The sequence below is a fragment of the Parabacteroides goldsteinii DSM 19448 = WAL 12034 genome (assembly GCF_000969835.1).
Lineage (GTDB): Bacteria > Bacteroidota > Bacteroidia > Bacteroidales > Tannerellaceae > Parabacteroides > Parabacteroides goldsteinii.
Genome location: NZ_KQ033912.1, coordinates 3,310,928 through 3,324,489, shown reverse-complemented (window position 1 = coordinate 3,324,489; position 13,562 = coordinate 3,310,928). Strand labels below are relative to the sequence as shown.

At 46.2% G+C, this 13,562-nt stretch carries 9 protein-coding genes; 4 read left to right on the top strand and 5 right to left on the bottom strand.

All coding sequences use genetic code 11. The annotated features are described in order from the left end of the window. Positions 1–145 precede the first annotated feature (145 nt). The 5 genes from HMPREF1535_RS12145 to HMPREF1535_RS12125 form a co-directional block, all read right to left on the bottom strand. Entirely contained in the window at positions 146–1,141 is a 996-nt protein-coding gene (locus HMPREF1535_RS12145; RefSeq protein WP_046145281.1) for an IS110 family RNA-guided transposase, read from the bottom strand. A gap of 391 nt (positions 1,142–1,532) precedes the next feature. Beyond that, positions 1,533–3,113: a peptide chain release factor 3 gene (locus HMPREF1535_RS12140; protein WP_010800643.1), complete on the bottom strand. Its 1,581-nt coding sequence runs from the start codon at positions 3,111–3,113 to the stop codon at positions 1,533–1,535. 86 nt (positions 3,114–3,199) lie between these two features. Beyond that, a complete protein-coding gene (rfbD, locus tag HMPREF1535_RS12135) occupies positions 3,200–4,060 on the bottom strand; it encodes a dTDP-4-dehydrorhamnose reductase (RefSeq protein WP_046146259.1) in 861 nt (286 codons plus the stop codon). Between the two features lie 4 nt (positions 4,061–4,064). After that, positions 4,065–4,613 (bottom strand): DUF4924 family protein, encoded by a 549-nt coding sequence (locus HMPREF1535_RS12130; RefSeq protein ID WP_010800645.1) that lies wholly within the window; start codon positions 4,611–4,613, stop codon positions 4,065–4,067. Beyond that, entirely contained in the window at positions 4,610–5,536 is a 927-nt protein-coding gene (locus HMPREF1535_RS12125) for a Mur ligase family protein (protein WP_046146539.1), read from the bottom strand. The genes HMPREF1535_RS12130 and HMPREF1535_RS12125 overlap by 4 nt, the downstream gene beginning before the upstream one ends. A gap of 95 nt (positions 5,537–5,631) precedes the next feature. Here HMPREF1535_RS12125 and HMPREF1535_RS12120 point away from each other — a divergent pair, with 95 nt between their 5' ends. From HMPREF1535_RS12120 to HMPREF1535_RS12105, 4 genes are all read left to right on the top strand, one after another. Next, positions 5,632–6,462 carry an MBL fold metallo-hydrolase gene (locus HMPREF1535_RS12120; protein WP_046146258.1) on the top strand — a complete coding sequence of 277 codons (831 nt, stop codon included), beginning with the start codon at positions 5,632–5,634 and terminating at the stop codon, positions 6,460–6,462. 125 nt (positions 6,463–6,587) lie between these two features. Beyond that, positions 6,588–8,909: a glycoside hydrolase family 20 protein gene (locus HMPREF1535_RS12115; protein ID WP_046146257.1), complete on the top strand. Its 2,322-nt coding sequence runs from the start codon at positions 6,588–6,590 to the stop codon at positions 8,907–8,909. A gap of 95 nt (positions 8,910–9,004) precedes the next feature. Further along, positions 9,005–10,864 carry a sensor histidine kinase gene (locus HMPREF1535_RS12110; protein ID WP_046146256.1) on the top strand — a complete coding sequence of 620 codons (1,860 nt, stop codon included), beginning with the start codon at positions 9,005–9,007 and terminating at the stop codon, positions 10,862–10,864. 104 nt (positions 10,865–10,968) lie between these two features. Continuing rightward, positions 10,969–13,455, top strand: coding sequence for an alpha/beta hydrolase family protein (locus HMPREF1535_RS12105; RefSeq protein ID WP_046146255.1), 2,487 nt, complete (start codon positions 10,969–10,971; stop codon positions 13,453–13,455). Positions 13,456–13,562 lie beyond the last annotated feature (107 nt).

The window sequence follows — 13,562 nt, the reverse complement described above, 5'->3', positions numbered from 1 at the left end:
CTCCAAACAATATCTATAAAATCTTACCCAAGTTTACGAACATTAACGTATCCTTGGGTAAGTTCGTATATAGACATAATTACTCTTCAGAAGTGTATAGCTACTTCCTAAATCTAAGATGTTTTCGAAATTAAGGGCCTTTTTATTATACGACTAATGTTACAAATGGAGTCTGTCTTCGTATCACAGCAAAAGACCTTGCTATGATTTTGGCTCTTACAGCATTGATTACAGATGCTTTATGTTTCCCCTCCGCTATTTTCCTTTTATAATATGCTTTCATCTGCGGATCCCAAGAGATGGCAGTAATAGCTGCCCGGGTAAGGTACACTTTTACTTCTTTGTTAGCCAATGGAGAAGTCTGCGTTTTTCCCCGTATGGAAATACCTGAAGTATGTTCAAAGGGAGCAACCCCGCAATAACAAGCAAACTTCCTTGGGTTGTCAAATCTTTGAAAATTGTTAGTAACACACAGTAATACAATGGCATTGATTATCCCTACACCTTTTATACTTCTTAATAACAAGTAGTTTGTGCAAAGAGAACAACTAGCGGCTATTAGTTGCTCCATAGCCTCTTCCACCTGCAGGATCTTTTCTTTTATCGACTTGAGCTGCTCTTCCAAAAAAGAAATGGAGTCTGTCACATCAGCCAACTTGGCCATCTGGGAGAATGTTTCCAATAACTTTATGCTTGATACTTTTTGCTTGACCAAATTGTCACGTATAATAATCCATCCCCGCAGTCTCACCAAGTCTTTGTCAGGCAATTTGTATAACTCTAGTTTTCGATAGTGTAATACCGCATAGTTCGCTATTCTTTTAGCGTCAATGCGGTCATTTTTGCCTCGTTGCAAGCCTATGGACTTCTTGATGGTCAACGGGCAAACCAAAGCTAGGGAAAAACCCATAGAGGCACTGGAAACAGATAACTCTGTGACATAACTTCCCATGTTTTCAGCACAGAACAAGAGTTTGGATAAAGAGAGATGATAACCTGCTATCCAATCTAATAAAGATTGGATCCCTTCTGAAGTGTTATCAAAAGACTTGTGAGACAACTCTTTTTCGTCCGCAGACATTAAGGATGCATCGAAAGTTTTTTTCCCTACATCAAGACCTACAAAATGAGAATAATTCATAACTTTGTATTTACAGTATTAAACATGAAGGAGAAACAGCTAATACATTTATTAGGTCGTGAGCCTACAATTCTAACTGGCTAGGTTCTCCAATTAAGAGAGTTGCAGTCTGATTCAGCCCATAGTCATTTAAGACTAGTGTCAAAGTTAGTTCACTGCAACTCTTCTTTTCAAATATACACTTATATTTTTATTAGGATATTTAATACTGCAAATGTAAATGTGTTAAAGCTAGTTATAGGGCGAAACTATGACACACCCCCTTCCCCCTCTCAAGAGGGGAGCCAGTTACAACCAGTCAATAATTAGATAGTTCAATTCTGATAAATTTTGAATGAATCCCAATCCCCCAATTTATGATGGAAAGCGGCAAAACCGGACACGTTCCTTATCAGAATTCCGACGTAAAATGGAACCTGATATCCGGGAAATCCTGCTGTGCCATGGTCAGCACATAGCCGGAATCGGCCAGATAAACGTCGCGCCCTTCTTTGTCGAGCGCCATATACTGGGATTTACGTTTCTTGAAATTCTCTAAAGCAACAGGATTGTCACTCTCGATCCAACAGGCTTTGTACAGGCTGATCGGTTCCCATTTACATTGTGCGCCGTATTCATGCAGCAGGCGGTACTGGATAACCTCAAACTGCAACTGCCCTACCGTACCGATAATCTTGCGGCCGTTGAACTGATTGGTGAAAAGCTGTGCCACACCTTCGTCCATCAACTGCTCGATACCTTTGTTCAATTGCTTGGCTTTCATCGGGTCGGCATTTTCAATGTATTTGAACATTTCCGGAGAGAAGCTGGGCAATCCCTTGAAATGAAGCTCCTCGCCCGAAGTCAGCGTATCGCCGATCTTGAAATTCCCGGTATCCGGCAAACCGATAATATCGCCGGCAAAAGCCTCGTCCACCGTCTCCTTCTTCTGCGCCATAAAAGCAGTCGGGCTACTGAAACGCAATTGTTTGCCGAAACGGACATGTTTATAAGGAGCGTTACGCTCGAAACGACCGGAACAGATCTTTACGAAAGCGATACAACTACGATGGTTCGGGTCCATATTGGCATGTATCTTAAAGATAAAGCCGGTGAAGCTATCCTCTTCCGGTTCAACCACACGTTCCACCGCCTGAATAGGACGGGGAGACGGGGCAATCTTGATAAAGCAATCCAGCAACTCCTTCACACCGAAGTTGTTCAGGGCAGAGCCGAAAAAGACAGGGGCGATATCCCCTTTCAAGTACGTATCCACATCGAACTCCGGATAAACGCCTTCGATCAGCTCGATGTCCGCACGCAGCTTTTCTGCCAGCGTATCGCCGATATGGTTTTCCAGCTCCGGGCTGTTGATGTCGTTGAACTCGATCTTTTCCGTCACATACTGTTTGCTCGGCGTATAGAGGTCGAGTTTCTGTTCATATATATTATATACCCCTTTGAAACGCTGTCCCATATCGATCGGCCAGCTCAGAGGGCGTACCTTTATCTGCAATTCTTCTTCTATCTCATCCAGAAGGTCGAAAGGATCTTTACCGTCACGGTCCATCTTGTTGACAAACACGATCACCGGTGTCTTACGCATACGGCAGACTTCCATCAACTTACGGGTCTGGGCTTCCACACCTTTGGCAATGTCGATTACAATAATTACACTGTCTACGGCTGTTAACGTACGGAAAGTATCTTCGGCAAAGTCCTGGTGACCCGGGGTATCGAGGATATTTACTTTATGGTCGTCATAGTCGAAAGCCATCACAGAGGTTGCAACGGAGATTCCACGTTGTTTTTCTATTTCCATCCAGTCGGAGGTCGCCGTCTTCTTGATCTTGTTGGACTTAACAGCTCCTGCCACATGGATCGCGCCACCGAACAACAGCAGTTTTTCCGTCAATGTGGTCTTACCGGCATCCGGGTGACTGACAATAGCAAACGTTCTTCTTCTTTTAATCTCTTCTGAATACTGACTCATTTTTATATCGTTTATTTTATTTCAAACAGGGTTATGAACAGAGTTATCAACATACTTATCAACATATCAACAGGGTTATCAACAACCTACAGTTTCTCCATGCAAACGCGGAGACTCTCTTCCCAATGCGGGATGACGATGCCGTATGTTTCTTTTATCTTCTTCTTATTCAACACGCTATAAGGAGGACGGACCGCCTTTGTCGGGTAATCTTTCGTTTCGATCGGACGGACGCGGCATTCTATTCCGGCCACCTCAAGGATTTTCACCGTAAAATCATACCAACTGCAAACACCTTCGTCGGAAAAATGGTAAATCCCCGGCACAAAGGCATCCCGCTCGCCAGAGTCAACCACCGTGAGAATGGCTGCTGCCAAGTCGCCCGCATAAGTCGGCGTCCCGATCTGATCGAATACGAAACCGAGCTCATCCCGTTCTTTTCCCAGACGGAGCACCGTCTTCACGAAATTATTCCCGAACTCCGAATATAACCAGGCGGTACGGATAATCACCGCATCGGGACAAACTTCCTGTAAAATCTCCTCACCGGCCAATTTAGTCCGGCCGTAAGCCGAAACAGGCCGGGTGGCATCGGTCTCCACATAAGGACGACAGTTTGTTCCACTAAATACATAATCGGTAGAGACGTGAATCATTTTAGCTCCCGCCTCATGTGCAGCTTTACCCAGTACACCGACAGCAAAAGTATTGATGCGGCGGCACAGGGCCTCGTCGTCTTCCGCCTTATCGACGGCCGTATAGGCGGCACAGTTCAATATATAGTTCACTCCGTTGTCCTTTACCACCGCCCGCACAGCAGCAGGATCGGTAATGTCCAACGTGTCGACATCCGTAAACAGGAAATTATATCCGGAATATTTGCCGGCTAACAAACGAATCGAATTACCCAGTTGCCCATTGGCACCGGTTACCAGAATTGTTTTCATGTCATTAATCTTCTAATTTCAATTCTCCGTTCATATCTTCACGATACTTTTCGGCAAGGAGGGCCAGAAAAGAACTGATCTGTTTGATCGCTTCCTGCGTTTCCGGACTGACGGTTTTTCCCTGCATACGGAGAAGCAGATAGCCATAGATTGCATTAAAACAGGTCTCCAGTTCAGGTAAGTCCTCTCCCCCGGATTTTGCGCGGAGTTGCACTATATAAGGGAGCGTTTTATAGTAGGCCGCCCCGTAAACCATTTCTTTCGTAGATTTAAGCAGCCGCAGATGCAGGTCGGTCAAGGCTATGATGACATTCTTGTTCAACTGGATATGTCCTTTTTCCTTGACACCTTCGCTACGCATCATCTCAATCAGTTCCTCATACCATCCGGCTATTTCTTCCTTCACATCGTCCGGCTGGTCGTATTGGGCGATCACCGTACGGCGGATCGAATCGATGTCAAACTGGTTGGCACGTATCAGGTCTTCCACCTGCCACATGTATAACAGATACTCGGCTATATTTTCTTTTCTTTTTTGCTTCGCTACAATCATGGTTGCAAAGATACACTATATTCGGATATCGCCCGATAGAAATCAGCATCTTTAACACCTAACTGACGGCAAGCCAGACGTGCAGCATTGAGGTTTGTCAGGAAATAACTGTCCGGGACATGTATCGGGAAATCCCCGTAACGGGTCTGGAGGAACGTCGCCCCGTCTTTCTCGATCACAGGATGTTCGCCGTAAGAGATGGCTGTAATATCCTCGCGCACTTCCTCAGCCAGCTGCTTCACAGCCGGGTCGCCTTCAAAATAGATCAATTTGCCTTCACGTTCGATCAGGGTCGTGAAGTTCCTGAACGTATCATAATAAGCATCCGGAGTGGGATGGTCGGTATCCGGCGTCCATGACAGATTGGTCAATATCGCGATATGGGGACGGAAAAACTCCAGCTGGAAACGTTTCTCCAAAGCAGACGTAACATGTTCATCACCTTCGATCAGGGCGATGCGTGCTTCATAACTCATATGTACACGATTCGGCAACAAAGGAATCTCGCTGGTCAATGCATAGTCGAAAGCCAGCTTCTGACGTTGAAGGGCACGAATGATCATCGAGATAATTGTTTTCTTTCCGCGGCTTCCCGCAACAACTACCCGTGTCTTCTCTTTGGTCCGCTGAAAAATAAATTCAGGTATAGAGAGAATTAATAACCCTAATTCCTTAGCTCTTATCAGTTCCGGATTATCCTGTTTGACAGTGGCACCCAGAACGACAAAATTATTATCCTTTGTTAATCTCTCCGGAAACCAACCGTTTCCATGGCAAGTACAACCGGCAGCGTGCAGCTTTGCTATCACATCTTCTGTTATACCATTGCCGGAAACACTCACATCATATCCCTTCTCATGAATAGCCAAAGCCAGGTCAAGCACAAGAGGTTCGGTTACGGAGATTAAATGAACTTTTCGCATCACTTTGAATTTGTCGCAAATGTACACATTTTCATCAAGCATCAACATATAAGGAATAGAAAAAACATGCTTATCTTTGACACAAAAAAAGTGAAATGGATATACAGATAATCGATACGGGCTACTTTTATGCAGATGGCGGTGCCATGTTCGGAGCGATTCCGAAAACTGCCTGGAGCCGGCGTTACCCCAGCAACGAAACCAACGGCTGCGTCCTTGCCATGAGGAGCCTGCTTGTATCAAACGTTCCCGAAAAAGTGATCCTTATCGACAACGGAGCAGGCACGAAACATCTCCGGCAACTGAGCTATTATAATTTCTTCGATCTGGTCGATTTGGGGGAAGAGTTACATAAACGCGGCATCTCGCCCGAACAAGTGACGGACGTTGTCCTCACCCACCTGCATTTTGACCATTGCGGTTATTCAACCTTAAAAAATGAAGAGACGGGAGAAATCTATCCGGCCTTTCCCAACGCGACATACTGGGTCAGCCGCAAGCAATGGGATAATTTCCTGCATCCGAACGCACTGGAAAAAGATTCTTACTTCATAGAAAACATGAAGGCGATAGCCGACAACGGACAACTGCGCCTCATCGATACCGACACGGAACTTTGTCCGGACATCGACCTGCGCCTCTTCGACGGACATACGCCGGGGCAGATCGTTCCCTATATTCAAACCGGCGAACAGACTTTCGTCTTTGCCGGAGACGTGATTCCCCTGGCAGCCAGTGTTTCGCCAGAGTGGATTTCGGCTTATGATACTTTCCCGGTCACTTCTTATCAGGAAAAAGTCCGCATGCTGGAAGAAGCCGCCAGGGAAGGTCAAGTCCTTATCTATTGCCATGATGCTTATACCAGATGCAGTACGGTAAAGAAAGTCAACGACTTTTTCAAGAAAGATAAAACGATAGAAATATAGTAAGTTTACCGATTACCATCCGGATTCATTTCAGAAATAAAATAAATCACTATCTTTGGAAACAATCTGTTACAGATCATAAGATATATGAAAAAGACATTATCATTTATAACTTTTAATAACGCATGAATAAACTAAGCAAACTAATGCTGTTGTGTGCAGCTTTTGCCGGAATGATGGCATGTTCCGATGGTAAAGTCGCGAAAGGCGATTACGGCATCATCCCTCTTCCGCAGGAAGTTTCCATGGTCAATGGAAGCTCTTTTGTGTTAACGCCTTCTACTTCTATCATTTACCCGGAAGGGAATGACTTACTGAAACAGGCTGGCGAGTTCCTGGCTTCTTATATTAAGGAAGCAACCGGCTATGCCCCGAAAGTGGGGACGACAAAAAGTTCCAAGCCGATCCATTTGTCGGTCGACAAAAGCATCTCCAACCCTGAAGGTTACCGGCTGACCGTTACTCCGGAAGGAATCGAGATTGCTGGTGCGAGCGAAGCCGGCGTATTCTATGGCGTACAGACTTTACGCAAATCGATTCCCGCAGTGGCCGAAGGGATGAACATCGAACTCCCGGCCGTAACGATCAACGACTATCCCCGTTTCGCTTATCGCGGAATGCACCTGGATGTGTCGCGCCACTTCTTCCCGGCCGACTCTATCAAGAAATACATCGACATATTGGCATTGCACAATATGAACACGTTACATTGGCATCTGACAGACGACCAGGGATGGCGTATCGAGATCAAGAAATATCCGGAACTGACGACAATCGGTTCCCAACGCAAAGAAACAGTGATCGGACGTAACTCCGGTGAATATGACGGCAAGCCTTACGGCGGTTTCTATACTCAGGACGAAATCCGCGACGTCATTGCCTACGCCAAAGAACGTTTCGTCACAATCATCCCCGAGATCGACCTGCCCGGACACCAGCAAGCTGCGTTGGCGGCTTATCCGGACCTGGGTTGTACAGGCGGCCCGTATGAAGTATGGACACAATGGGGCATTTCCGACGATGTGATCTGTGCCGGCAACGACAAGGCGATGCAGTTCCTGGAAGATGTGTTGTCAGAGGTGATCGACCTGTTCCCGTCCGAATATATCCATATCGGAGGCGATGAATGTCCGAAAGTACGCTGGAAAACCTGTCCGAAATGCCAAGCACGCATCAAAGCGGAAGGCATCAAGGGAGACCAGAAACACAGCGCCGAAGAATATCTGCAAAGCTACGTGATCTCACGCATGGAAAAATTTGTGGAAAGCAAAGGACGCCATATCATCGGCTGGGATGAAATCCTGGAAGGCGGACTGGCTCCGAATGCGACGGTAATGAGCTGGCGTGGTGTAGACGGCGGTATCGAGGCAGCCAAACAACATCACAATGTGATCATGACACCGAACACGTACCTTTATTTCGACTATTACCAATCTACCGACACAGAAAACGAGCCGTTGGCTATCGGTGGTTACCTGCCGCTGGAACGGGTTTATTCACTGGAACCGACTGCCGGTATTCCTGACGAATATAAGAAATATGTAATCGGCGTACAAGCTAACCTTTGGACAGAATATATCCCGACATTCTCACAGGTTGAATACATGGTTATGCCGCGTATGGCAGCCCTTGCCGAAGTGCAGTGGACCGACCCGAGCAAGAAAGAATACCAGAGTTTCCTACCCCGCCTGGTCCGTATGACAAAACTGTATGACCGCCTGGGTTACAACTATGCCAAGAATATCTTTGACATTCACGCAGAATTCACTACCGATACGGAGAACAGTGAAGTCGTCGTAACTCTCTCTACCCTGGGTGACGGTGATATCTACTACACACTCGACAGCAGCGAACCGACAAGCGCAAGCAATAAATATGAAGCTCCCGTAAAGATCAAGGAAAACGCAACCATAAAAGCCGTTGTCGTTCGTCCGACAGGCAACAGCCGCGTATTCTCTGAAAAAATCAATTTCAGCAAATCGACGGCAAAACCCGTTACTTTGCGTGTCGCTCCGAGTAAAGGATACGATTTCAAAGGTGGTCCTGAAATGACGGACGGCCTGACCGGTGATACAAACTACAAAACCGGCCGTTGGCTGGGCTTCCAGGGAAAAGACCTGGATGCGGCGATCGACCTGAAACAGCCGGTTGAAATCAGCAAGGTGGCTTTCAATACCAATGTGGTTAAAGGCGACTGGATCATGGGGGCTGCCGGAGTTACCGTAAAGGTATCCGAAGACGGTAAGAACTTCAGGGAAGTGGTATCCAAAACAATCCCGTCCCTGAAACAAACCGATAAGGATGGCATCTATCCGCAGGAAATTACCTTCGATCCGGTAAAAGCCCGTTACGTGGAAGTGATCATCAAAAGTGACAAACTGCCGGCATGGCATGGCGGCGCAGGTAATCCGGCCTATCTGTTCGTAGACGAAATTATTATTCAATAGGGTAAAACATCAACATTAAAGCCGTCTAAAAGACTTACCTCTTTCCGACAGTAAGTCTTTCAGACGGCTTTTTTACATCAAATTATACAGGCTTTATGCGAAAAGCAATCATCATGCTAAGCCTTTTCCTCTGCCATTTCACACTAGTATACGGTAATAATCAAGGCAAGCAGGAATACATTCTTGTTCTGAACTCCGTTAATTACGACGAAGTCTGGACGAACGGAGTCTATCAATCTATCTACAACACCTTTAATGGCTCGCAATATGCAATCCGCACAGAAGAACTGATGGTTCCTACCATCGCGAACGCGGATGAAGCCGAAGCCAAAAGAAACTCCTTACTGGAAAAATATCCCATACGCCCCAAAGTAGTTGTCTTTATAGGCGATCCCGGATGGATAGTATACCGTTCCTTATTCGACAGTGAATGGAAAGAGGTCCCTGTCTTAATCTGCTATTCACGCAAAACCATGCCAGGTTGCATCGAAAATCTTCTTTCCCGGAATATATCGGACAAAGAACTTGTCCCTGCCAGCCAGATGTTGAAAGGCTATAATATAACAACCTTATATCAACCTTTCTATATGAAAGAGACGATTGAACTCATGCAACGTATTCAACCGGAGATAAAAAATATTGCTTTCATATCCGATAATCGCTATATCAGCCTGTGTGCACAAAAAGAAGTGGAACAAGCAATGGCTGACTATTATCCGTCACTGAAGTTAGATATTCTCACTACAACCCGGCTTTCAACCGAACAGTTGCTGGACACAATATCACGTTACAATAAAGAAACCGGAATATTGTATTACTCCTGGTTCTCTAAACAGGTTCAAGAAAATAATTACCTGAATGACAACATACAACGAATCGTTTACGGCTTTGCCCATAATCCGGTATTTACCGTTGCCGACCTACAAGCGGAAAACGGGAACTTTGCTGGAGGTCATTATATCTCGCTACCCGACTTTAGCGAGGAGGTTATTCATACTTTACAGCAAATAGTAGACGGCACTCCGGCTCGTGATATCCAGCCGCACAACGGAGGTGAACCACAAACCTACCTGAACTACCGGCATTTGAAACTACATAATACCGACAGCAATCTCTATCCTCGCAATGCGGTCTATTATCAGCGTCCTCCGAGTTTCTATGAACAGAACAAACTGGCTATTATCTGTATCATCGCACTTGCTTGTGCCATAGTCATAATCCTGGTGATGAGACTCCGGTTTTACTGGCAAGTACAACAGGAGATACGCGAACGCGAAAAAGCCGAAGAAGCCAACCGCCTTAAATCGGCCTTCCTGGCAAACATGAGCCATGAGATACGTACCCCGCTGAATGCAATCGTCGGCTTCTCCACCCTGTTAGCCAATGAAGAAAATCTGGAAGAAAGGCAAGAATTCATCAAGATCATCGAGAACAACAATGAGTTATTGCTCCAACTGATCAACGACATACTGGACCTCTCCAAAATTGAGGCAGGAACCCTGGAGTTCATCTACTCGGACGTAGACGTGAATTCTTTACTGACGGAGATAGAACAAAGCAGCCGCATCCGTAACCGGCATCCGGAAATCCAAATCTCTTTCGAAGAACGTCTGCCACAATGCATCATCCATACGGAACGAAACCGCCTGACCCAGGTCATAAACAACCTGCTGACCAACTCTATGAAGTTTACAATCCGGGGAAGTATCCGCTTCGGTTATCGACAGGAAGGCGACAAGCTGCGTTTCTATGTAAAAGACACCGGATGCGGCATCCCTGCGGATAAGATAGATTCAGTCTTCGGACGTTTCGTCAAACTGAACAACTTCCAGCAAGGAACCGGCCTCGGCCTCTCCATCTGCAAAACCATCGTAGAAAAGCTCGGCGGAGAGATAGGTGTCGAGTCGAAAGAAGGGGTAGGGACTTTATTCTGGTTTACTATTAAGGTTGAATAAAGTTCTTCTTTCATTTCTTACAATACATTTCAGGATTTCAAAAGCATAGGTCTCCCTGTCAAAAAAATAAATACCTTTGCAGGAAACATCAAATTTTATTCGCCATGAAAAGAAACCTATTGCTTCTGGCAGCTATCTGTTCCTGCTATAACCTTTTCGCTGAGGAGGTCATAGTCAAGCAATTCAGATATGCCGGCCCGTATGAAGTGAAAAAGCCGTTCCTGAAAGACAGCCTCGACGTAAACAGTAAGAAATTCACCGAAAAAGAATTATTGAAAACAGCCGTTCCGTTTAGCAATGTACGTCAAAGTACACAATTGCTGGAAGCAAATGCCGACGGAGAAAGTACACTTCCGGCCGGCAACCAGTCTTCTTATATCGGACTGGCCTCTTTCTATCTGAACAGCGACCGGTATGTAAAAGGGACTTTGCAGGTTAAAGGCCCGGAAACATACGAGGTCTATGTAAATAACGAAAAACAAACAGCCCCCGACGGAAAGGTTTCCCTGTCACTGGAACCTCATCGTTACGAAATCGTTATCAAATATTTAGCCGAAGGCGATAAAGCCGAAACCCTGAAAGTTTCGTTCGATACGGAAAAAGAGGCTGTTATCACGGCTACCACCGATCCGGAAAAAAGATATACGATCAGCGACGTGTTCGACGGAACACGTTTCCGCTCCGTCAGCCTCTCCCCCAACGGAAAATATCTGCTTACCTCCTATCAGACTACTTATCCCGGCGGACAGACCGTATATTTTCAGCAGATTACCGATAAAACCAACGGACAGGTACTGATGGAAAGCAGTACGAACAATTTCAGCTGGATGCCCCAAAGCAACCGTCTTTATTATACCCGTAAAGGATTACAGGGAAAAGAACTGGTGACCGTCGATCCGGTAACAAAAGCCGAAACAATCCTCTCCCAGAATTTGCCCGATGGCTGGTTCAGCATCGCCCCGACAGAAGATTTTCTGATCTTCACGATCTCCGAGAAAGGGCCGGAAAAAGACAAAGACATGGAAGAAATACTCGTGCCCGACGACCGTCAGCCGGGATGGCGCAACCGTTCCTTCCTACACAAATATGACCTGGCAACGGGTGTTCTCGAACGCCTCACTTACGGCCACAATTCCACTTCGCTTAACGACATTTCGAAAGATGGCCGTTATCTGTTGTTCACCAGCAGCCGGCGCGAACTGACGAAGCGTCCGTTCAGCACAAAAATCCTTTACCGAATGGATTTGCAGAACAGGCAGGTTGATACACTCCTGGAAGATCCGTTCATCAACTATGCCAGTTTTTCACCGGACGGAAAGCAACTGGCTGTTTCCGGTTCGGGAGAAGCATTTAACAAGATTGGCTTGAATATTGCTCCGGGACAAACATCCAACCTGGCTGACGGACAGTTGTTCATCTACGACCTCTCCAATAAGCAGGCGACAGCCGTAAGCAAGGATTTTAATCCGTCTATCCAATCATTTACATGGAATACCGGAGATAAACAAATCTACCTGCAAGGAGAAGACAAAGACTGTGTCCGCCTGTATACGCTCAACCCAGCAAACGGAAAGATCAGTCCGGTTCCACTGAAAGAAGATATATTATCGGATTTCACAATTGCTGAAAATGCCCCCGAACTTGTTTATTTCGGCGAAAGTGCCTCCAACTCACAACGACTCTACTCCATGAATCTGAAAAAGAAAGAGAAAGAGTCTGTCTGCCTGAAAGACTTGTCCAAAGACATTCTGAAAGATATTACCCTGGGCGAAGTGCACGACTGGAATTTCCAGGCGGCTGCCGGAGATACAATCTACGGTCGTTACTATCTGCCGCCGCATTTCGACCCAAGCAAGAAATATCCGCTGATCGTTAATTATTACGGTGGGACAAGTCCGACGGAACGCTCACTCGAAAACCGTTATCCGTCGCATACCTATGCTGCACTGGGATATGTGGTTTATATCATACAACCCAGCGGTGCCACCGGTTTCGGACAGGAATTTTCCGCACGCCACGTCAATGCCTGGGGAAAACGTACGGGAGACGAGATCATCGAAGGAACAAAAAAGTTTTGTGAAGAACACAGTTTCGTGGATGCCAAAAAGATCGGCTGCATCGGCGCCTCTTACGGCGGCTTTATGACACAGTACCTGCAAACTAAAACCGATATCTTCGCCGCCGCCATCTCACATGCCGGTATCAGCGATATTACCAGTTATTGGGGAGAAGGTTACTGGGGATATTCTTACAGTGCACTGGCTACCGCCAACAGTTACCCCTGGAATGCACGGGATATCTATGTAGAACAAAGCCCCTTGTTCCATGCCGACAAGATCAACACGCCGATCCTGTTCCTGCACGGCTCCGTCGATACAAACGTACCTGTAGGAGAAAGTATCCAGATGTTCACTGCCCTGAAACTACTCGGCAAGCCAACAGCCTTCATACAGGTAAACGGACAAAATCATCAGATACTGGATTATAAGAAACGGGCGGAATGGAACAAAACCATCTATGCCTGGTTCGCCAAATATCTGAAAGAGCAGCCGGAATGGTGGGAAGCTCTCTATCCGCCAAAAAGTCTGTAAAAGAATTGCGTCGGGATGCGACGCAACGTTACATCGACATGCAGTGCAACGTTACATCGACATGCAGTGCAACGTTACATCGACAGCTGATGTAACGTTACATCGAA